This window comes from Undibacterium sp. FT79W (assembly GCF_014284215.1).
Lineage (GTDB): Bacteria > Pseudomonadota > Gammaproteobacteria > Burkholderiales > Burkholderiaceae_D > Undibacterium > Undibacterium aquatile.
Genome location: NZ_JACOGB010000012.1, coordinates 37,494 through 59,011, shown reverse-complemented (window position 1 = coordinate 59,011; position 21,518 = coordinate 37,494). Strand labels below are relative to the sequence as shown.

Here is a 21,518-nt window from a genome sequence, read left to right as displayed (position 1 = left end):
CAACCGGAAGTGCATCTGCGTCCGAATGCGGTGGTGCCGTACAAATCGGTGGCGGCGGTAATGGCCTCGGCTCAGCGCATTGGTGTGACCAAGATCGGTATGGTCGGCAATGAGCAGTTCTTGAAGTAATTCAGCCGCAAACATAGTCACAAAACACCGTCACAACGCGGTACATAAAAAAAGGCAGGGATTCCCTGCCTTTTTTGCTTTCTGTCCAGTCTGTCAGTAAGGCACCCGCTGAGCAATAAATATACTCCCCCCAGTATCTTAAAACGTCTTTATTTCATAAGGACATCAGGGGTGATTTCATAAAAACAGGGGGGAGTATATGAAATTCAGGATAAAACAGCTGCCGTTGTGCATCTTACTGTGACTCTTTTTCAGACGCAGTATGAGTTGTAGCATCAGCCGTCGTATTAGTGACAGCTTCGGTTACAGCTTCGGTCGCAATGTCATCAGCCACAACATCCGCAATACCAGCATTAGCAGCATTCGTGGCAGCAGCAAGCGGAGTGAACCCGGCAGACTCCGGCTGATTGCGGTCTTTCTGCCGTATCGTTTTGAGCGCCAGTGCAATCAATAAAAATAACAGACACAACAAAGCAATCGCTGGCGCAACCCATTTCACCCCCAGCAAGATCAGCCGTTGCTGCTCTTCTGATTGTGCAAAGAACCAGACGTCCACTAATGGCAGCACATAGCTGACAAACACCGATGGCGCCAGCACCAGCACCGCCGTCATCACCAGAGCAATCAGCAAGGCTACCAGTTTAAGCAATACGTTCATTCTCATCTTCCTTCGCAATCAGTGCCGTTATTCTTGCGTGAACTCAGTTACTCACATCCGTGCTACTTACAGGAACAGTGCTGCTATCCACTATCCGGCTCACGGTGCGGATCACCACATATTGCTTACGGAATTCCAGTCCGCGCTGCGGCCATTTTTCTACATAAGCCGTCAGCGCTGGCAATGCCGCCGCAAAATCCTCACCGTTGACGCGGCAATCCGCAGCCGCCACACCGAGCTGATCACGCGATGCGAACAGGCGCACACCAAGAAACTGATCCGTCTGCAAGACAGCGTGAAATGCCTCCATGCTCTCAGTAAACAAACAGCAAGGGCAAAATGGATGCGTTTCTTTTTTCTTTGGTGGCGGATTGGTCGCCAGATGCGCGACCGGCCCTAATATCACCTGACGGAACCGGGTAAGTCCGGCAACGTCAGACGCTTCAGCAATTTTCGCGTCATTGGCCACATTCATTTCTATCACGGTGCAATCACGCGGTACGTCACGCGTCGCATCCAGCAAAACGACCAGATCCATTTTGATCCATTGCGCAAAGCCTTCAGCGATGGCAGCCGCCTCATCCGCGCCAAGCGCATGCTGATATTCTGATATCCCTTGCGGAAAATACTGTGGATGCCAAGCGTGTATGCGGGTGCAGCTACGAACCCGCCCCTCAGCAATCACATTCGTTGTCACCGGCTGCACGGCCAGTGCCAGCCCTTCCGGCAGTTGTATGCACGATGCTAAACGTTCAAATGCGATTCCGGCATCGCTGAGTGCGGCAGCCAGCACTTCCATCAACAGCGGGTCGCTCTGCATCTGCGGTGTCTGCACTGGCGACGTGACAGAGGCCACCGCAGGCGAGCCAGAGCTGAACTTATTTTTGAGGGTTTTGAGAGATTGAAGCAGCGACATAAAGTACGATCAGAAGGCAGATGAAGCGCGATTGCAGGTCACGCTAAACCAGCATTGTACTTTTTTACGCCGCTGCTGAGCAGCAGTGCAATAAATTCTTACACTGCATCACACCAGAACCGGCTGAGCCTGGCTGCCTCGCTGTTTGAAAGAAACGCGGCAGCTCGCCTCAGATCAGCTATCCAGATGTGAAATCAGCAGATGGCTCAGACGTGTCGCTTCTTTCTCGCGGGAGTCTGCGCTGTGCGGTGCATCGACTGATAAACCGACGGCCAGAATATCGATCAGCAGCAACTGCAATATGCGCGAAATCATCGATAAAAATGTAGCGTTATCTTCGGTGTGATTCACCGCCAGACAGACGCTGGCTTTTTTCGCTAATGGCGACTGATGTGGGGCAATCGCAATCACATCGGCACCTGCATTCAATGCAACGTCCACTGCATTCAGCAGTTCCGGCAACTTACCGGAATTGGACACCACAATCACGACATCACCGGGATTGAGTAATTCGGCTGCCATCGTGAACAAATGCGCATCGCCGTAATTGGCGGTCGGAATGCGGAAACGGAAAAATTTGTGCTGCCCATCCAGCGCGACCGCGCGGGAATTACCCATCGCATAAAATTCGACCTTGTTTGCCTTGCGCAATAAAGCAATCGCCTGATCTATCGCGTGCACTTCCAACTGATCGCGGAAATTCAAAATCGCCGACACGGTGTTATCGATCACTTTAGCACTCAGATCGTGGGTGCTGTCATTGCGCCTGACCTGGCTGTGACGTACGGGAATCGTTCCCGTCAGACTGCTGGCAAATTTCAGCTTGAAATCGGCGAGTCCGGTAAAACCCAGCGAGCGGCAAAAACGAATCACCGTTGGCTGGCTGACATCGGCCAGACGCGATATTTCTGCAATCGCTTCATTCAATACGGTACGCGGATTCTCCAGTATCAGCGCCGCAACGCGACGCTCTGCCGGGCTCAGTTCCAGCTGTATCTGTTGTATGCGATCCAGCAAAGAACTGTCGCCGCTGCGCCCGCGCAAATGCTCAGACAAGATAGCCGACACACCGTAAAACGCCGGATTCGGTGTCGTAATCACATACGTTGGAATTTGCGCCAGATAGCTGCTGAAGCGCCCTTTCGCCTCGAAACGGCTGCGGAATAGCGACGCTGCAAACTTTTCGCCCATCAGTGGCACGATGCCACCGCCAATATAAATGCCGCCAAAAGCGCCCAGCGTTACCGCCAGATTCGCAGCGAAACTTCCCAGCATCGCGCAAAAACATTCCAGGGTTTCCAGACTGAGCGGCTCGGCTTCATGCAAGGCGGCATGCATAATTTCCTGCGCCGATAAGGCGCGCACCTGATGCTGATGCCGCGCTGCCAGCGCACGATAAATCAGCTCCAGACCGGGGCCGGAAATCAGACGCTCAGTCGAGACGTGCGGCCATTCTTTCCATGCGAACTGCAAGATCGCATATTCACGTTCATCACATGGCGCAAAATTGACATGGCCACCTTCGGAACCCAAAGTGACGAAACCATCCGAGGTAGGTATCAGCCCGGAGACACCCAGACCGGTACCCGGGCCGAGCACGCCTATCACTGATTTTGCGACGGCAGTGCCACCGCCGATCTGCATCACATCGCTTGCCTGCAAGCCGGGCAAGGACATCGCCAGTGCCGTAAAATCGTTCACAATCAGCAAGGTGTACAGGCCAAATTCACGCCTGACTGCTTCGATAGAAAAAGCCCAGTCACGATTCGTCATGCGGACATCGTCGCCATCAACCGGATTGGCAATCGCAAACGCTGCATGTTGAATACGGCTCCCCTGATGATCATGCAGGTAAGCACGGATCAACGGCACGATGCCGGTGTAATCATCACATTTCAATACACGTACTGCAGAAAAATTTCCGGGTGCCGTTTCCAGCGTAAAACGGGCATGGGTCGCGCCGATGTCTGCCAGTAAACGTGGGCCACCGGAAAACCCGGCGCTATGATGTTCTGCGTGTTCTGCGTATGCAGGTCCTGCCAACGTATGTTCTGCCATGTTTTTTTATTTAATTAATTTCCGGAATTTCATCACACCATGATCTGACATTTGTCTCGCTGTCTGCGCTGACAAAGGTTAAGCAATTTACCACAGCCGCTGCCGGTTTCCGCATATTCTGTCGCGCTCATTCCAACATTTGAACAACTAATTTTGCCGTGCTGCCCGCCTTCCAGAGTACATCCAGCGTCGCTTGCCGGCTGGACGCATCCCAGGCAAACGCGACCGGCTGATGTTGCAGCAGAATTTTTTCCGGTGCAGCGGCTATATTGTGAATGACCATCTGTACACGCCTGTCACTGGCAACACGTTTTGCACCATTCACGGCATCCAGTGTCAGCACCAGTTGCCGTTGCTGGTATGCGCTGTGAAACTTCATCAGTGTGTATGCGCCGTGTTCAAATGCCTTAGCCGTCATACCGTCATCGTCGTATAACTGCGACTGGGAAGAGGCAACTGCGGGGTCATAGTAGTAGTGTAAATCAAGTGTCTGAGTCGAATACTGCTGGGTATTCTGCAGCGGCTTTGTCATGGGAATGAACGCACCGCCACGAACAAAAACCGGGATATGTTCGTTGACGATATCAATGCTGTGGCGACTACCTGCGGCATAAGCCTGCCCCGTATAAAAATCAAACCAGTTACTGCTGGCGGGAAAGTAAATATCGGTCTTTTTCTGGCCTGCACTCAATACAGGATGTACCAATAAATCACGTCCCCACAGATAACTGTCGGATGCCGAGGTCAACACCGGATTCATTGGTTCGGCAAAAAACAGCGGGCGCATCAGTGGCCAGCCATGCTGGTTATTCTCAAACGCCAACGTATAGTTATACGGCAACAGGCGGTAGCGCAACTCTATCGCCGCCTTGGCAAGCGCCCGCGTCGCAAGCTCACGAAACACCGGTTCTGAGGCAACTTCCTCCTGTGCATGCGGACGGAATACCGGTTGAAAAACACCATATTGCAACCAGCGTGTATATAACTCGTCGTCCAGATTAGCACCGGCAAAACCGCCAAGATCAGAATGCATGTATGCCATACCCTGCATACCCATTTGCAGTGCAATTTCTGGTTGCGAACGCAAACCACCCCAGGTCCGGTTCACGTCGCCCGACCACGGAATCATGCCGAAACGCTGCGAGCCGGAATAACCCGCGCGCATCAGAATGAAAGGCCGTTCTTGCGGATAGTCTTTGCCGTAGCCTTCCGCAATGAGTTTCGCCCATTGATGCCCGTAAATGTTATGGATCTGATCTGCCGATCCGGTTTTATGCTGCAGACCAGCAGGATGCACTTCCGGCTCGCCCAGATCGCCCCACCATCCGGCAACACCTTCAGCTTTCAGATTCTTGTAGATATTCCAGAACCATTGTTGCGCATGCTCGTCGAACAGATCAATCAGGCCAGTGTGACCGAAATAAAAGTCATAGGTATAAGGCTGACCTTGCTGATCTTTCGCCAGAATATTTTCTGTAACGGCTTCTTTCCATCTGGCCGAACTGGTCAGAATAAACGGTTCGGTAATCAGTATGGTTTTGACGCCTTGTTGCGCAAAGTCGGCAATCATTTTTTTGGGTTGCGGGAAATTATCGCGATCAAAAGCGAGATTGCCCATGGTTCCTTTGATCTGCTTTCCGAACCAGTACAGGTCAAAAATAATCGCATCAACAGGAATCTGCTCTTCCTTATATTTCGCCAGTACTGAACGTGCCTCGGATTCTGAATGATAGCCAAAGCGGCTGGCGAAATTACCGAAGGCCCAACGTGGTGGCAATGGTTGCCTGCCTGTCAGTTGCGTGTACGCAGAAACGATGTCTTCCCAGCTATCGCCCGCAATCACCTGATAAGTCTGGCGTCCGCTCAGGCTTTCATAGGCGAGCAGATTATTTTTTTTACTATCGAGATCGAGAAATCCTGTCGTCGGATTATCAAAATGTATGCCGTACATTTTGGAAGAAAAAACCAGGGGCATAGCAAAATTCATTTGCTCGGAATGTTCTTCGTAACCGTAATGCGCTTTGTTATATAAAGGCAGGCGATAACCACGCCGGTTCATGCCAAGGGCGCGGGCACCTGCGCCATATAAAGCCTCATCCTGATCCAGCCGGAAATCCAGGCTTCGCCCCTGTGCCGATTGCTGATAACCCTGATGTTCTGCAATCAGGGCTTTATTTTTGTAGGTATAACTGATCTGGAATGGCGCACGATTGATATGAACTGCCATATTGCCGGCGATATAGCTGAGATGCTGCGTATCGCTGCGAAGCTGTGCCTTGATTTTTTCCGGCGCCAACACCACCGCATGTGAGGCTTGCTGAAAATGCTCGCCCGCCGGAATAAAACTGGTCTCGATAATATTTTTTGTATACGGCTTGAATAGATAGCGGCCATCATTTGTTACCACTTCGAGATAAGCAGGCTGAACAGAAACACGCTGTATGCTGCGGTTGAGATTTTGCGCGGCAAGATCAGTCACACAGAACTGCATCAACAGCGCCAGCATTGCCAGACATGAGATGCGTTTGAAATGAATTTTCTGTTTCATGGTGCATCCTGTGCGATCAGAGCAATCGGAAACTGGCTCGCAAAAGTCACGTGGCCGTTAATGACGATTGCAGTCTTTCCTGAATAATGGTCACGTAATCGCTGACCATCAGAAAATACGCCGGCAACTGAAATCGGATTATCCTGATGTGTGGGTAAATCCAGTGCCACGACTACCTTGTCGCGCCGCCCGTGGTCGTCGTATGTGCGCTTGAATGTATAAGGACGATCATTGATTTTCTGATGTATTCCCGCGCCAATGGCAGGATGCAGCCTTCTGAATGACGCGAGCTTTTGCCAGTGTGCGAGTACATCGGCAATCCGGTAATCCTGTTGCATAGCATTGGCTTTCAGCGCGTCCCAGTTCATGAAGGAACGCAGTCTGGCATCGCCCTGCGCTTCTTTCACATCGATATCACGCGCGGTTTCGTCGCCATAATAAATCTGCGCTGCGCCCGGACTCAGCAAGAGTCGCGTCGCAGCCTCAAAAGGCTGGTGTCGTTGCAGATCAAAAGGTGTGCTGTCATCGTGAGAGCTGATGTAGTTGAGAACCGAATAACCTTGCAAATCACCGTGCAGTCGCGCTGAATACGTGCTGAAGAGCTGCTCACGATCTTTCTTCGCATCAGACTTGAAGCCAAAATTAATCAGATTATCAAAACCGTTTTGGTAAAAATTAATCTGGCTGCCACCATCCATCGTGAACTTCTGGCCTTCAGTGATCGAATAACCATAAACTTCTGCGGTCATAAAAAAAGGCGTGTCCCCGATTTTTTTCTTGGGGTTTGCGGTTTTCCACTCTTCATAAGCACTGCTGGCGAGTTGCTTCAGTTCTTTCCAGACACCTGGCTCAACGTGCTTGACGGTATCGGCGCGAAAGCCGTCAACACCGTATTTCCGTATCCAGTCGGTATGCCATTTCATCAGATAATACTTTGGCGCACGCGGATAGCCGGTACGTTGAAAAAATTGATCAAGCTCGCTGATTTCTTTGGCATAACGGCCTTCGGCTTTCCATTTATCGATCAGAAATGGCGGCAATGGCGTCGCCTCGTTGCTATCGGTACGGATATCCGGCAAACCTTGCACCAGTGTGCAACTGACGGTACTAGCCACATCCTTGTAGGTACAGACAGGCGCATGGAGCACCCAACTTTCCGGCCAGGCAGTATCTTGCTCAGTCTGCGGGCCGACGTGATTCATGACGATATCCAGCAAAATCCGAATACCATGTGCATGCGCGGTATCGACCAGTTCACGCATATCTGCTTCGGTGCCAAGATTGGCATCAACGCTGGTGAAATCGCGCGCCCAATAACCATGAAAACCGTATGATTTGCCACTGCCCTCGTCTGTCGCGCCATGTATCTGTTCGACTGGCGGTGTCAGCCAGATCGCATCCACACCCAGCTGATTGAAATAGCCTTCTTTTATTTTCGCAGTAATTCCCGCCAGATCACCGCCCATATAACCACGCAATGGTGCCGCATCTTTTTTCCTGCTGTAAGCAAGATCATTCGCAGAATTTGCATTGTAAAAACGGTCGGTCAGTAAAAAATAGATGGTCGCATTGTCCCAGGTAAAGAAGGGTTTCTCAGACAATGAAATTTTATTTTTTTGGCTTCTATCGCTGCCGTGGCTTTTTGCATTCAAGCGAACTTCATTGCCCGTACTCTCTGCGCGGGCTGAAGGCGATACACATAAACTGCTAAAACAAAGGAACAAAAATGAAATACAGAACAAGAGGTTTTTTTTCATGGCGGAGCTCTTACCGGTCAATGCGGAATTGGGGCGCAGACGAAAGAAAAGTATCAGGTTGCGCCAGAGGAGATTGGAGACACCGCAACCTGAATTCAAATCAGCGTAATACAATCAAAACTCCGACAAAAATAAAGATGATTTTTTAAACCAAACGGCATCGTGGTTTATCTATGCGACTCATCTTTCACGATCAGAGTCAGCAAGCCCGCCAGTATCATGCAGGCACCACCGAGCACCAGCGTTTGCATGGTGTGTCCGTGAAAGAAAGTCTTCGTCACAAAGCCTAACAACAAGCCGCTGACAATTTGTGGGATTACGATAAAGAAGTTAAACACGCCCATGTAGTAGCCCATCTTTTCAGCCGGCAGTGCAGACGCGAGTATCGAATACGGCATAGTCAGAATACTGGCCCATGCAACACCGACACCGATCATAGGCAGCAGCAGCCATTCTTTTTGGGTGATCAGGAACATGCTCATCAAGCCCAGACCACCGAGCACAAGACAGGTCAGATGCACCGTTTTTTTGCTGGTCAGGCGAGCGAAAACCGGTAGCAAAAATGCTGCCAGCGCAGACACACCGTTGTAGACGGCAAACATGGTTCCAACCCAATTTCCAGCATCCTGAAAAATACCGGAATGAGAATCCGTCGTGCCGAATACCTTATCGGCCACAGCTGACGTGGTGTAAATCCACATCGAAAACAAAGCAATCCACGTAAAAAACTGCACGATCGCCAGTTGCGCCATGGTCTGTGGCATCTGACGAAATCCGGCCATGATCTCTTTGACTACGTGAGCCATTCCGATCTTTTTTTGACGAGCCGCCTGAAACGCCTGCAGATCGGCCGGTGGCAATTCGTAGCTGAAAAATACCGTCCACATCACTGCCAGAAAATAGATAGCACCACCGGCATAGAATGAATAGCGGACAGTCTCAGGAATCGTACCGTTCAATGACTCATTACTGAAACCAAACACGTCTGAAAACAGGGTCGGCAGCAATGATGCAATGACCGCACCGCAACCGATGAAAAAAGTCTGCATCGCAAATCCTGCTGTCTGCTGTTCAGAATTCAGCTTGTCACCAACGAAGGCGCGGAACGGCTCCATCGACACATTGATCGCCGCATCCATCAGCCACAGCACCAGGACGGCCATCCATAACGCAGAAGAATTCGGCATCAGAAACAGGGCCAGCGAGGCCAGAATTGCACCGATAAAAAAGAATGGCCGACGACGGCCCCATGTCGGATGCCAGGTGTGATCGCTGAGATAGCCTATCACGGGCTGCACCAGCAGACCGGTGACCGGCGCCGCCAGCCAGAATAAAGGGAGATCATCCGGGCTGGCACCCAGGGTTGAAAATATGCGGCTGGTATTGGCGTTCTGTAATGCAAACCCGAATTGAATTCCAAAAAATCCGAAACTCATATTCCACAACTGCCAGAAAGAAAGCAGGGGTTTATTGGTCAAACTAGGCATCTTGGTGTCCCCGTATGATGTGTGAGGCCGGATCAAATCTGGCATTGCGACCGCAAAGTCTTCACATTTTATGCTTGAATGTTTTTCAGATGGCGACGATAACAACCATGCTGAAAAACCCTTCTCCGGCATGCGTCAGAGAAGGGTCAGATTCACTACAGTGCTGAATTACCGGGGCAATTACATTTTGTAATTGATACCGACAAACATCTGGCGACCATACTTCTGGTAGCCGCGTGGACGATCAGGCGAACCGGAATACGTCTGGAACGCGGTATCGGTCAGATTATTCACCTGGAACAGCAACGATGCGCCTTTCGCAAATCCACTGGAAAAATCATAGCCAAGTTGCAGATCGACGACATTATCCGCCTTCACAAAGGTCAGCTCGTTCTGTCCACCCGGGCCACCGATTTCGCCAACAAAATCGCTACGGCGGCGCTGACTGATACGTGCAGAGTAGCCGTTCTTTTCATAGTAAGCCGTAATATTTGCAACGCTCTTGGACAGACCTGGCAAAGGAATGCTCTGACTGCCGAAGCGACTGTCTTTGATAGAAATAGCGCTATTGGTCAACGACAGATTGGCTGTCAGTCCAAAGCCATCCAATGCTGGGGTCAGCAAATCCAGTGGCAACGATGCCGCCAGTTCCAGACCTTCGAGCTTACCACCCTGACCATTGATAGGCTGGGTAAATGTACCGATATTTGTCGTCGCACCTGCAATATTCATGGCCGAGAAATCATAAGGAGTCGTTTGCTTGTAGATATATGATTTCAGGTTTTTATAGAATATCGCTGCAGAGACGTAGGCTTTCTTGCCGAAATATTTTTCGTAAGAGAGATCAATGTAATCTGCCTTCCATGGATCAAGCTGCGCATTACCACCGTTACCGCTTGGTGTTCCGGTTTTGCCGTTAGACAAACCGACTTCACGCGCTGCATTCAGCTCATCCAGCTTAGCCCGGGCAATCGATTTACCAATACCAAAACGGATTACCTGATCACCAGGCAAATTAGCTGCCAGATTCACACTAGGTAAAACGTCGGTATAAGTCTTTCCGTCGGTAATTGGCACCAAAGCAGCGATAGGCCAAGACAACAAAGCATTTGATGTCGATGACTGATCCGTACGCACGACCTGTGCACCAACGTTACCCGACACAGGAATATTGGACACCATCGTTTCCAGATTCAGCTTCGCATAACCGGTCGTAACTTTTTCTGTCAGAGACCAGTTTTTTGTCGCGCCCCATGGATTCAGGACTGCGGCTTTGTAGGGGCCGAAATTAGAGGACAAAACACCCGGAATATCCCAGCTCAGCGTGCTTGGTAAGCCAACGAAACTGAGGTCCTGAGGACTATACAAAACGCCAGGAGAAAACGTCCCTGCGCCGATTTTATCGAAGCCGGTTTCCAGGTGCTCTTTCGTCTTTTCACGTTTAGAATAATTCACGCCAACTTCCGCGCTGGAAATCATGCCATCGGTGAAATCGCGCTTCAGACTGAAGCGGATGGAATTGAGCTTGTCACTCAACGATGGAACATTCACATAACCGTCGCCGTATTTGCCGCCTATGCTGATCGCTGAAGGATCGGAAAGACTGTCAGCAAAAGTAAAGGTAGGAATGTCACGTCCGTTCAGATAATTGTAGGAGATATTACCTGCGCTGCGACCAGAGTTGATCTCTATGAGTTTTTCATGAATGTTTGCCGATGAATGGCTGAAATCGGCAACGGCAGTCCATTGATCAACAGTGAATTTATTATTCCAGCCAAATGCTTTGATATCACTCTCTTTGGTGAACCAGTTATTCCGTATCACAGGGCTGGCATTGATCGTACCGCCAAGGGCGAGTCCGTTGACAATATTCAGATTAGAGAAATTTGCACCGGACCAGCTTTCCAAAGGCACTTCCACGCCACGGCGAATTTCATTTTGCGACAATTTGGAATAGTAAGTATCCAGCGTCGAGATAAAATTTTTCGATGGCCGCCACTCGAGTACGCCGATCACGCCATCACGTTTGGAATTACCTGTGATTGCCAGCCCCTTCACACCTTGTGGAGCTTTAACGCCTGCAGGGACGCCGTTATTTCCTTCAACCCAGTTCCAGGTTTCGAAAAAATTATTGACGTTCGGTTTGTCGCTGTGCGCAACGCCGACAGCCAGACCGATGGTGCGGTTCGCAAACTGATCAATGTAGGACGCGCTGAAACGATTGCCGGTACTTGGTGCGCCCGGGCTTTCACTGCCGAGAGAATTTTTCTCGCCGCGCGCATTGAGGGAAATAGTGCGTCCGCCAAATGCCAGCGGCTTAACAGTCTGCAAATCAACCGTGCCTGACAGACCTTGTCCGACCAGAGATGAGTCTGCAGTTTTATAGACAGTCACACCGTTGATCAGTTCGGAAGGATACTGGTCATACTCAACCACACGGCTGGCGCTGGTGCTGGCTTGTTCACGGCCATTCAGTGTGACCGTCGATAAATCGCCGGAGGTGCCACGAATACTGATTTGTTGTGCCTGACCATTCACACGTTGCGCGGATAAACCTGGCAAGCGGGCAATCGATTCAGCAATGCTGGTATCGGGCAATTTGCCGATATCTTCAGCAGAAATCGCTTCGACGATGGAATTAGAATTTTTTTTCACACTGATCGCATCTTCGATACCTTTGCGGATACCGGTAACGACGACAGTGTTTTCTGCAGTCTGCTGTGCATGTGCAATACCGGTCAGACTCAAGACCAACACTGCACAACCTGCCGCAACAGGACTCAACTTAAAACCCGGGCGCGCAAAATCCTGCCCATGCTCGCGCTTCTGCATAGCGTGCTTCATTTAATGTCCCCTCACTCTTATATTTGACCTACACTTCAGGAGTGATACTTTGTTTCAAAGTGCACTCAGAACCCAACGTTCCGAAAACAATTTTGTACTAAAACTAGATTATTTGTCAAACGGAGACTACAAAAAACTACTTTAACTATCAAACCCATGCGAAAACTAAGAGTAGATAAGGTGTCACCTCGTTGCGTTTCTTCCACAAAGAACAAATCAGCAAATGTAGTTCAACTACTTCCGGCGATTTATTGCCTCACTTATTGCCTCACTTAGTGACGTCATTTAGCAAATGGCGTTTCACAAGCCCTTTCTCGCCTGCTACCGAAAAATTTGAATTCCATGATCACGGCGCAAAACCGGGAAAGTTGGCGGTGCTATGATATATTCCCATTCGAAAATATCTCTGCCAGACCGGTGAGGCATATGTCCGCTGATCTGTGGATATTGGCAACAATTGCAGTAAATATCGTCGCTGGCAGCTTCAGTTCAGCGACATCCCGAAAAAGAAAGCCACAATGAATCACAAATTAAGTATTGATGAATACGATGCTCTGGAACAGATCAGCAAACTGCCTAAAAACGTTAAACCTAATGCCTGCATAGGCAGAAATACGAAACGTCTGACCGGTATCAAACTGGTCGCGTACCGTAAGGACGGCAGCCTGGAACTGACTGAGAACGGTCGTCAGGTTTTATTCATCAAACAATGTATCGATGGCCTGCGCGCAATTGCAAATGACGCCGAGACCAAGCTGTCCGGGCCTGTCGCTATATTTCTGGAAAAAAAGGGACACATACAAATCAATCCCGAATCAGGACTGCATGAAATCAGTCAGCGCGGTAAAGAATGCCTGGCCGATATAGAAATCAACAGCAAGAAAGCCTGATTCGCTGCGAAATCACAATGACGCAGTAACGCATCAGCAGGATGAAGTTCATGAAAAAAATGCCGCCCGTTTTAACAAATGGGCGGCATTTTCTATTTCAAAATCAACAGAGCTTACAGACGACGCTTCAGGACTCGCGCTGACATGAACGCGCAGATCTGTGAGTCAAATAAGCTGCAAGTATCAGACTGCATAGTGCCAGCAACATCACGAGTGCATTGCCCCAACGTATATACGGCGTCATGCCTTGCCGCCCCTGCACTGTCGCCTGCAATATCCCCTGTTGCAGGTAGGGCAGTTGCGTCACCAGTCGCGCACCAACGTCAATTACCGCAGTCGCACCAGTATTTGTCGCCCGCAGCATAGGACGCCCCGTTTCCAGAACACGCATCATGGAAAACTGTAAATGCTGAGGGATCGCAATGGAATCACCGTACCATGCCATATTCGAGACATTCAGCAACAGGCTGGTAACCGCTTTACCAGAACCGTTTTGTGACGCCAGTTGTGCAGCTATTTCGTCACCAAACAGATCTTCATAACAGATATTCGGCAACACAAACTGATCACGCACCTGCATCGGTGCCTGAATCACATTCCCCTTGGTAAAGTCACCCAAAGGAATATGCATGAGATCGACAAACCAACGAAAACCGAAAGGAATAAATTCACCGAAAGGCACCAGATGATGCTTGTCATAGCGATAGGCTTGCTGCTCATAAGACGGAGAGAAACCTAAAACGCTGTTTGCATAGCGACTGCCACCGTCGTGCACGGCAACACCGAGCACAACTGCACTCTGATTTTTTTGTGCAAACGCGTTAATGGCAGGCAAATAATCCGGCGGCAATTGCGATGACAACATCGGCAATGCCGTTTCCGGCGTGACGACCAGATCCGCTTTCGATTGCAGTATCAGATCATGGTACAAATGCAGAGAATCATTCAGGTGATCCTGATCGAATTTTTTATCCTGTTCGACATTGCCCTGTATCAGATTGATAGTTAAAGGCTGACCCAGGGGCTGAGTCCATGTGATCGTGGTCAGATACTGACCGCCACCAAACAGCGCAATGACAGCGACAAGAACCAACAAGCGTACACGCCTGCTGTTTGTAAAGATCATCAAACCCAATCCGCCTGCGCAGAGAGCGACGAGCCAGCCTAGCCCAAGAACGCCAAGCACAGGCGCATAGCCCGCGAGCGGACTGGCAGTATGTGCATAGCCGATAATTGCCCATGGAAAGCCAGTGAATAAATAACCGCGCAGCCATTCATTCAGCAGCCATAAAGCAGGGAATAACAATACGGCACAGATTGTGGGATTAACTTGCCAACGTTGCCGCAGCCAGGCGAGCGTTGCCGCACACATCGCGGCAAACAACGCCAGATAAGATGTGAGTAAAGCAAGCGCGATAACAGCAAGAAAGATGGGCATGCCACCATAACGCGTCATGGCAACTAACAACCAACTGGTTGCAGTAAACAGACTGACGAAGCTGAATACCCAAGCCAGAGCAGCGGACTGGCGGATAGAAAATGCCTGCTGTCCTGGCCGGAGCAGCAAAGAGGCGAATAAAGCCATGCTCAGCAATTGAGCCGACCAGAAACCGAATGGGGCAAAGCCCGCAACGGTCACCACACCCGCCAGCGCCATCACCAGCAGCGCAGAACGGAAAGACAGAGTGGAAAGCAAAACCGCTGGTGACAATCGTTTCAGCAAACCAGCCTCATTCTTTCAACAAGTTTGCTGGTCGCTGCTCAACCTGCAAGATCTGCACCTCAACAGCATCGGCGCGTAATACCTCAAAATGTAAATTACCGATTTCAAACTCATCGCCTTTATGCGGTACCTGACCAAGATGGCGTATCAGAAAATCGCTGATGCTTTCCAACTCATTACCTGGCATATGCGCACCAAGAACACTGTTGAACTGCTCAAGTTCAGTCAGACCTTTGATGCGCCAGCGCTTGCCATTACCTTTATTTTCCAGCGCCAGAATATTGTCTTCTTCTTCATCTAAATCGTATTCATCATCAATGTCACCGACGATTTGTTCCAGCACATCTTCGATCGTAATGACGCCTGCAATGCCACCATATTCATCAACCACCATCGCCATGTGATTATGATTGGCACGGAAATCGCGCAACAGTACATTCAGACGCTTTGATTCAGGTATGTAAATAACGGGACGCAGCATATCCCGCACATCGAACACTTCTTCTGCGTAATAGCGGAGCAAATCCTTCGCCAGCAGAATCCCGACCACTTTTTCAGGGTCACCATCGATAGCAGGGAAACGCGAATGCGCGGTACGCAGTACTTCCGGCATCCATTCTTCCAGCGGACGGGAAATATCGACAACGTCCATTTGTGCGCGTGGCACCATGATATCGCGGGCGGAAAGATCAGATACCTGGAATACGCCTTCTATCATTGCCAGTGCATCAGCGTCGATCAGATTGCGTTCTTGTGCATCGGTCAGAACTTCTAACAGTTCAGCGCGATTTTCAGGTTCGGGGGATATGAATGCGGTCAATCGTTCAAACAATGACCTGTGGGGTTTAAGGTCAGTTGATCTGACCTTACTAGAGTGCTCTTGCATAGGAGGCGTGACGCCGTTGTTTCAATCCTACAGAATACAACAAATACGCCTGATTCCAAAATTTTGTTAAGGCATTCACCTTGTTATTTCACAAAAAGACGGCTATTCGATGGCTATTAGGTTGTTATTAAATGACGATTAACGAGATTTACAATCAAGCCGGTCGCACGTATTGCACATGCCGGCAAAACACGACAACGCATCAGTGTATGTCATCCAGATTCTCGGATTCATGGAATTTTGCATAATGCAAATGCGGTGTATCGCCTTGAAACTTCAATATATCAACATAGCGATGATTCCAGCGTATCGATGAACACGGATAATAATGACGCGCCCTCTGACTCTGATTCGTCATTTCATCCAGCCCTTCGATACTCAGCACCAATGCCGCATTGAGTTCATTCAGTTGTTCTTTGGTGTAACCGTATAAAGGACTGGACTCGTCGATCACATGTATCACAGTCCAACCCAGACTAAAAATGGGGTGGTGGTCACGCTCCAGTTCCAGATCAAGAATTTTACGGAAGCTGCCTGTCTCGGGAGAAGCATGATTTTTAACCAGACGCAGTTTTGCCGATGCTTCACTGATGATATTCATGCGGGCATTCGCCAGACGTATCATCAGTAATCGTCGCCCGTCAACCATGTGGCAAACCGGATGATCGGCGAAAATAATGTTCGAGCGCGGACGCGAAAAGCGCGCAAACATCACACCTGTCGTCAATGCCACACTGGACATTCCGATAAATATTTCCACAGACGAAATCACATGTGCATAGACCGTTTGTGGATGCATATTGCCGTAGCCGACCGTTGCCAGTGTCTCTACGCTGAAGAAAAAATATCCGAGAAAATTATCCGGCGTCAGATTCGCAACAGGATGATCCCCGAGCGCATACAAACCGGCAAACACCATATTAAAAATCAGATACACCACGGCTGCAGCGAAAAAAAACATCGTCCAGCTTGATGTCATCGCATAAAAATAAATGTCCTGCAGATAATGGCGGTCGAGGCCAAAAGCGACAACATCACGTCCGCCCATACTGATACGGCGGCCATGATGCTGGTGAGAGCGCGGCATTTTCATACTGAAGCTTAGTCTTGATAAGGATTTGCAAGGCCTAAACCGGCGAGGATGGCGATTTCCAGCGCCTCCATCTCTTCGGCTTCTTCATCCGTCTCATGATCATAACCTTGTGCATGCAGCACACCGTGAACAATCAAGTGCTGCGCATGCTCGACGACGGATTTTTTCTGTTCACTGGCTTCGCGCTGCAACACATCAGTACACAGAATAATATCGGCCTGAGTGACTTCGGCATCCTCCTCTTCGGTATACGCAAACGTCAGCACATTGGTCGCATAATCTTTACCGCGATAATCGCGATTCAATACCTGCCCTTCCTCTGCATCGACAAATCTTAACGTCAGTTCCGCCGGAAAATATAAGGCGGCCTGTACCGTTTTACGCAACAAAGGGCGCGGTAATATTTCTTGCAAGCGCGGGTCTGCGTATTGAACTGATAAACTCAGTTTATGTTTGGAATTACTTTTTTCGGCCATGATGTACAGAACTGAATTGCGTTGTATTTTTTAATAAACCGAGTGCCGCGCTCTGCGCAGTGGTACCTGCATTCGCCGTTTCGTAAGCATCGACGATGCGTCCGACCAGAGGATGGCGCACAACATCAGCACTGGTGAATTGTGTGAAAGCGATACCGCGTACATCTTTCAGTACCTGGCAAGCATCGATCAGACCACTTTTCTGACCACGCTGCAAATCCACCTGCGTGACGTCGCCAGTGACGACAGCCTTGCTGCCAAAACCGATGCGGGTCAGGAACATTTTCATTTGTTCCGGTGTGGTGTTCTGTGCCTCGTCGAGAATGATGAAGGCGTGATTCAAGGTACGGCCGCGCATATAAGCCAGCGGTGCAATCTCTATCGCCTGTTTCTCAAACATTTTCTGAGTGCGGTCAAAACCTAACAAGTCGTATAAGGCATCGTACAAAGGACGCAGATACGGATCAACCTTTTGCGCCAGATCACCCGGCAAGAAACCCAGGCGCTCACCGGCCTCAACCGCCGGACGCGTCAGAATAATCCGTTTGACCGCATCGCGCTCCAGCGCATCCACGGCACAGGCAACGGCGAGATACGTTTTACCGGTACCGGCAGGGCCAATCCCAAACGTAATATCGTGTTCCACTACCGCCCGCAGATACTGGGTCTGGTGCGGTGTTCTGCCGCGCAAATCGCTACGGCGGGTTTTCAGCACCGGGCTTTCAAGTTCACCAGCGTTTATTTCTTCAGCGGATTCTTCCAACGCTGCCAGCGTCGGCATTTTCTGGTTCTGATGCGCCGTTTGTTCGACTAAGGCTAACTGCACCTCATCCACCGATACCGGCTTTTTCGCCAGCAGATAAAACTGCTCGAGTAATGCCAATGCCCGTTCAGCGTTATGTCCGCTGATAATAAATTTTTCACCGCGACGAAAAATCGTCACATCCAGCGCAGCTGAAATCTGGCGCAAATTTTCGTCCAGCGGGCCGCATAAGTGGGCGAGGCGGGTGTTATCCAGCGGTTGCGGAATGAAATGAGAAACGGGCACCGGGGTCTTTGCCATCATGCAGTCACAGTCTCGTCAATCAACTCACCACGCAAGGAATAATTATAAGATTCAGTAATGCGCGTATTTACCAGCGTTCCTATCAATTCTTTGCCGCCGGCAAAATTCACTACCCGATTATTTTCCGTACGCCCCTGTAACTCATTCGGGTCTTTGACCGAAGGCCCATCCACCAGAATGCGCTGCACGGTACCTATCATCGCGTTACTGTATTTTTTGGTATTTGCATCAATGACTGCCTGCAAGGTTTGCAAGCGACGTAACTTCAGTTCTGCTGGCGTGTCATCGGCAAGATTGGCGGCTGGCGTACCGGGGCGCGGGCTGAAGATAAAGCTGAAGCTGTTATCGAAACCGACATCATCAATCAGCTTCATCAAGGCATTGAAATCTTCGTCCGTCTCGCCGGGGAAACCGACGATAAAATCAGACGAGACCGACATCTCAGGTCGCACCTGCTTCAGGCGGCGCAGTACGGATTTATATTCGATTGCGGTATAGCCACGCTTCATTGCTGACAAAATACGGTCTGATCCGTGTTGTGCAGGAAGGTATAAGTGGTTCACCAATTTCGGCACTTTTGCGTAGCAGTCGATCAGTCGCTGAGTAAATTCTTTCGGGTGGCTGGTGACGAAACGAATCCGTTCTATCTGCGGAAATTCAGCGACATATTCAATCAGCAAAGCAAAGTCAGCAATCTCGCCATCTTCCATCACGCCACGGTAGGCATTGACGTTCTGCCCCAGCAAAGAAATTTCTTTCACACCTTGCGCGGCAAGACCGGCCACCTCAGCCAGCACATCATCAAAAGGACGTGACACTTCTTCACCACGAGTATAAGGAACCACGCAGTAACTGCAATATTTGCTGCAGCCTTCCATAATAGAAACGTAGGCGGTGGCACCTTCCACCTTCGCTGGTGGCATGTGATCAAACTTTTCGATTTCCGGAAAACTGATATCAACCTGCGAGCGGCCGGACAAGCGGCGTGCATCAATCAGTTGCGGCAAGCGGTGCAGAGTCTGCGGGCCAAATACGACATCAACATACGGCGCGCGTTTGATGATGGCATCGCCTTCCTGCGAGGCGACACAGCCACCGACACCGATCAGCAGATCAGGCCTTTTACGCTTCAGTTCACGCAGACGACCCAGATCCGAAAACACTTTCTCGGATGCTTTCTCGCGCACGCTGCAGGTATTCAACAGAATCACGTCAGCATCATCCGGAGAGTCGGTTTTTACCATGCCATCAGCGGCATTCAACACGTCTGCCATTTTGTCTGAGTCGTACTCATTCATCTGGCAACCGAAGGTTTTAATAAATACTTTTTTTTGCATCATTTTTTTCAGTAAAACAGCCCGCTTTCTCAATATGAACAAGGCCGCAGGCAATAACCGGATTCCGGCTGTATTCGAACATACACAAACTCATCACGCAGGAAAACCGATTCACATTCTCAAACAAAGCGACATCTGCTGACAGCGAGAAGACAGCCGACGAAAACTTACTTAATTTCCGGATTTTTAAATGGTATCGGTGCCCAGACTTCTGGCTTGGGTAATTGTTTCGGCATCTCATCCGATGTCAGTATCCAGACCTTATCAATATCACCGAAAGAATTCTCCGTGTAATTCACCACAATTTTCGGCGCATCCAGCGAGGCCGCCAGCACGATCAGATTATCCGCGTTGTATATGCGGCTGGATGGTGCCAGGTAGCGTGGTTTTCCATCCAAACGGATATCCGGATACGAGGACATATCGAGTTCACCACGCATGGTGTTCGGCGGAAACTGACGTTGCGTCACACCTTGTGCAAAAACTGTACATGTCAGACCGAACAAGACCAGCAGTAAACTGAGGCGACGGCAAATTGTAGTCAGGAACATAGTTATCACTTCATTTAAAGATAAGACCGGTACAAAATTATGCAGACTGGACATAACCACGAAGGCCATACACTGAGTGCAATCCGGAACGATCAAGCCGCCAGGGCCATTTTGCACAAGTCTTAAGATAAAATAAAAAAACCAAAAGAATCAATTACTTAAAGTATGAATCCAGATTCTGACAAGGGCGCAAGTTTACCACAGTCGCCCGTCCCAAGAGGGAATACCTGCCGCAGATCAACGGCCACAGCAAAATCTGGGATAATGTCGCAAAAATTGATGGATGACTGATGCATACCCGCTCTCCCCGCGCCGAAAAACGTGATTTTGATACCCGCCACTTCCGCCACGCCCTGTCTCAGTTTGCGACCGGCGTGACAGTCATTACCACCAAGCTGGCAAACGGACAGTTTCTCGGCCTCACTGCCAGCTCATTCAATTCTGTTTCACTCGAGCCGCCACTGGTTTTATGGAGCCTCGGTAACGCTGCCAATAGCATGCCTGTGTTCACCGGCAACTCACATTATGTGGTTAACGTACTGTCAGACCAACAAGCCTGGCTGGCAGAGCAGTTTGCCAGTCGTAAAACTGACAGGTTCGAGGGCGTCGAATACACCTTGTCGCGTACCGGTCATCCTATACTGAAAGGCGCCTCTGCCTGGTTTGAATGCCATAACCGCAGCCGCTATCCCGAAGGCGATCACGTCATTTTTGTTGGTGAAGTTGAACATTGCGAATTCACCCAACAGGCACCGCTGATTTTTCACGGTGGCCAGTTTATCCACGCATCATCCAAATAACCTGCCATGTTGACACTGACATCCGATGTGATCGGCTATATCGCCGCTTGCCTGACTACCAGTGCGTTTGTGCCACAAGCCTGGTTAACCTGGCAACACAAGCGTGCCGAAGGCGTTTCCACCGGTATGTATCTGATCATGGTTTGCGGCGTGCTGATGTGGATGGTCTACGGAATACTGTTGCATGCCTGGCCCATCATCATTGCGAACGCGGTGACGCTGGCACTGGCGATGTTTATTCTGGTGATGAAAATCATCTATAAATAAATCGCGCAAATACCAAAAACTACCACGGATGC

Annotated in this window: 18 protein-coding genes; 4 read left to right on the top strand and 14 right to left on the bottom strand. The window is 49.9% G+C overall.

The window, feature by feature from the left end; genetic code table 11:
* On the top strand, nt 1-129 hold a 129-nt coding region (locus H8K38_RS18575; protein WP_370587062.1), incomplete at its 5' end, for an ExbD/TolR family protein.
* A gap of 235 nt (nt 130-364) precedes the next feature.
* Here H8K38_RS18575 and H8K38_RS17780 read toward each other — a convergent pair.
* From H8K38_RS17780 to H8K38_RS17750, 7 genes are all read right to left on the bottom strand, one after another.
* Nucleotides 365-787 (bottom strand): hypothetical protein, encoded by a 423-nt coding sequence (locus H8K38_RS17780; protein ID WP_186886186.1) that lies wholly within the window; start codon nt 785-787, stop codon nt 365-367.
* A gap of 43 nt (nt 788-830) precedes the next feature.
* Nucleotides 831-1,703 carry a DUF6348 family protein gene (locus tag H8K38_RS17775; RefSeq protein WP_186886185.1) on the bottom strand — a complete coding sequence of 291 codons (873 nt, stop codon included), beginning with the start codon at nt 1,701-1,703 and terminating at the stop codon, nt 831-833.
* A gap of 174 nt (nt 1,704-1,877) precedes the next feature.
* Nucleotides 1,878-3,761 (bottom strand): glucokinase, encoded by a 1,884-nt coding sequence (locus tag H8K38_RS17770; RefSeq protein ID WP_186886184.1) that lies wholly within the window; start codon nt 3,759-3,761, stop codon nt 1,878-1,880.
* 127 nt (nt 3,762-3,888) lie between these two features.
* Nucleotides 3,889-6,309 carry a TIM-barrel domain-containing protein gene (locus H8K38_RS17765; protein ID WP_222610911.1) on the bottom strand — a complete coding sequence of 807 codons (2,421 nt, stop codon included), beginning with the start codon at nt 6,307-6,309 and terminating at the stop codon, nt 3,889-3,891.
* Complete coding sequence (locus tag H8K38_RS17760; RefSeq protein ID WP_255423064.1) at nt 6,306-7,910, bottom strand: alpha-amylase family glycosyl hydrolase; 1,605 nt, start codon at nt 7,908-7,910, stop codon at nt 6,306-6,308. The genes H8K38_RS17765 and H8K38_RS17760 overlap by 4 nt, the downstream gene beginning before the upstream one ends.
* A 323-nt stretch (nt 7,911-8,233) precedes the next feature.
* The gene (locus H8K38_RS17755) at nt 8,234-9,553 is read right to left on the bottom strand and encodes an MFS transporter (RefSeq protein ID WP_186886182.1); all 1,320 of its coding nucleotides are present in this window, start codon (nt 9,551-9,553) and stop codon (nt 8,234-8,236) included.
* A 180-nt stretch (nt 9,554-9,733) separates the two neighbouring features.
* A complete protein-coding gene (locus tag H8K38_RS17750; RefSeq protein WP_255423063.1) occupies nt 9,734-12,397 on the bottom strand; it encodes a TonB-dependent receptor in 2,664 nt (887 codons plus the stop codon).
* A gap of 518 nt (nt 12,398-12,915) precedes the next feature.
* On the opposite strand from H8K38_RS17750, the gene H8K38_RS17745 reads away from it, so the two are divergent.
* Nucleotides 12,916-13,287, top strand: a complete 372-nt coding sequence (locus tag H8K38_RS17745) for a hypothetical protein (protein ID WP_186886181.1) — start codon at nt 12,916-12,918, stop codon at nt 13,285-13,287.
* Between the two features lie 127 nt (nt 13,288-13,414).
* On the opposite strand, the gene lnt is transcribed toward H8K38_RS17745, so the two are convergent.
* The 7 genes from lnt to H8K38_RS17710 all read right to left on the bottom strand — a co-directional run bounded on the left by lnt (nt 13,415) and on the right by H8K38_RS17710 (nt 20,419).
* Entirely contained in the window at nt 13,415-15,010 is a 1,596-nt protein-coding gene (gene lnt / locus H8K38_RS17740) for an apolipoprotein N-acyltransferase (RefSeq protein ID WP_255423062.1), read from the bottom strand.
* Between the two features lie 7 nt (nt 15,011-15,017).
* Nucleotides 15,018-15,896: an HlyC/CorC family transporter gene (locus H8K38_RS17735; RefSeq protein ID WP_186886180.1), complete on the bottom strand. Its 879-nt coding sequence runs from the start codon at nt 15,894-15,896 to the stop codon at nt 15,018-15,020.
* Between the two features lie 202 nt (nt 15,897-16,098).
* Nucleotides 16,099-16,989 (bottom strand): ion channel, encoded by an 891-nt coding sequence (locus tag H8K38_RS17730; protein WP_186886179.1) that lies wholly within the window; start codon nt 16,987-16,989, stop codon nt 16,099-16,101.
* A gap of 8 nt (nt 16,990-16,997) precedes the next feature.
* Nucleotides 16,998-17,465, bottom strand: coding sequence for an rRNA maturation RNase YbeY (gene ybeY / locus H8K38_RS17725; protein ID WP_186886178.1), 468 nt, complete (start codon nt 17,463-17,465; stop codon nt 16,998-17,000).
* Nucleotides 17,449-18,531 carry a PhoH family protein gene (locus H8K38_RS17720; protein WP_186886177.1) on the bottom strand — a complete coding sequence of 361 codons (1,083 nt, stop codon included), beginning with the start codon at nt 18,529-18,531 and terminating at the stop codon, nt 17,449-17,451. The genes ybeY and H8K38_RS17720 overlap by 17 nt, the downstream gene beginning before the upstream one ends.
* Complete coding sequence (miaB, locus tag H8K38_RS17715; protein WP_186886191.1) at nt 18,528-19,868, bottom strand: tRNA (N6-isopentenyl adenosine(37)-C2)-methylthiotransferase MiaB; 1,341 nt, start codon at nt 19,866-19,868, stop codon at nt 18,528-18,530. Before miaB ends, H8K38_RS17720 begins: the two co-directional genes overlap by 4 nt.
* A 167-nt stretch (nt 19,869-20,035) precedes the next feature.
* On the bottom strand, nt 20,036-20,419 hold the full coding sequence (locus H8K38_RS17710; protein WP_186886176.1) for a hypothetical protein: 384 nt from the start codon (nt 20,417-20,419) through the stop codon (nt 20,036-20,038).
* A 290-nt stretch (nt 20,420-20,709) separates the two neighbouring features.
* Here H8K38_RS17710 and H8K38_RS17705 point away from each other — a divergent pair, with 290 nt between their 5' ends.
* Together H8K38_RS17705 and H8K38_RS17700 are read left to right on the top strand one after the other, a co-directional pair.
* Nucleotides 20,710-21,219 (top strand): flavin reductase family protein, encoded by a 510-nt coding sequence (locus H8K38_RS17705; protein ID WP_186886175.1) that lies wholly within the window; start codon nt 20,710-20,712, stop codon nt 21,217-21,219.
* A gap of 6 nt (nt 21,220-21,225) precedes the next feature.
* On the top strand, nt 21,226-21,486 hold the full coding sequence (locus H8K38_RS17700) for a SemiSWEET transporter (protein WP_186886174.1): 261 nt from the start codon (nt 21,226-21,228) through the stop codon (nt 21,484-21,486).
* Nucleotides 21,487-21,518 lie beyond the last annotated feature (32 nt).

What these genes read in the sequence shown, in the direction of transcription:
- H8K38_RS17780 (WP_186886186.1), bottom strand. Translation starts at nt 787, where the DNA reads ATGAACGTATTGCTTAAACTGGTAGCCTTGCTGATTGCTCTGGTGATG.
- H8K38_RS17775 (WP_186886185.1), bottom strand. Translation starts at nt 1,703, where the DNA reads ATGTCGCTGCTTCAATCTCTCAAAACCCTCAAAAATAAGTTCAGCTCT.
- H8K38_RS17770 (WP_186886184.1), bottom strand. Translation starts at nt 3,761, where the DNA reads ATGGCAGAACATACGTTGGCAGGACCTGCATACGCAGAACACGCAGAA.
- H8K38_RS17765 (WP_222610911.1), bottom strand. Translation starts at nt 6,309, where the DNA reads ATGAAACAGAAAATTCATTTCAAACGCATCTCATGTCTGGCAATGCTG.
- H8K38_RS17755 (WP_186886182.1), bottom strand. Translation starts at nt 9,553, where the DNA reads ATGCCTAGTTTGACCAATAAACCCCTGCTTTCTTTCTGGCAGTTGTGG.
- H8K38_RS17750 (WP_255423063.1), bottom strand. Translation starts at nt 12,397, where the DNA reads ATGAAGCACGCTATGCAGAAGCGCGAGCATGGGCAGGATTTTGCGCGC.
- H8K38_RS17745 (WP_186886181.1), top strand. Translation starts at nt 12,916, where the DNA reads ATGAATCACAAATTAAGTATTGATGAATACGATGCTCTGGAACAGATC.
- H8K38_RS17735 (WP_186886180.1), bottom strand. Translation starts at nt 15,896, where the DNA reads ATGCAAGAGCACTCTAGTAAGGTCAGATCAACTGACCTTAAACCCCAC.
- H8K38_RS17730 (WP_186886179.1), bottom strand. Translation starts at nt 16,989, where the DNA reads ATGAAAATGCCGCGCTCTCACCAGCATCATGGCCGCCGTATCAGTATG.
- ybeY (WP_186886178.1), bottom strand. Translation starts at nt 17,465, where the DNA reads ATGGCCGAAAAAAGTAATTCCAAACATAAACTGAGTTTATCAGTTCAA.
- H8K38_RS17720 (WP_186886177.1), bottom strand. Translation starts at nt 18,531, where the DNA reads ATGATGGCAAAGACCCCGGTGCCCGTTTCTCATTTCATTCCGCAACCG.
- miaB (WP_186886191.1), bottom strand. Translation starts at nt 19,868, where the DNA reads ATGCAAAAAAAAGTATTTATTAAAACCTTCGGTTGCCAGATGAATGAG.
- H8K38_RS17710 (WP_186886176.1), bottom strand. Translation starts at nt 20,419, where the DNA reads ATGTTCCTGACTACAATTTGCCGTCGCCTCAGTTTACTGCTGGTCTTG.
- H8K38_RS17705 (WP_186886175.1), top strand. Translation starts at nt 20,710, where the DNA reads ATGCATACCCGCTCTCCCCGCGCCGAAAAACGTGATTTTGATACCCGC.
- H8K38_RS17700 (WP_186886174.1), top strand. Translation starts at nt 21,226, where the DNA reads ATGTTGACACTGACATCCGATGTGATCGGCTATATCGCCGCTTGCCTG.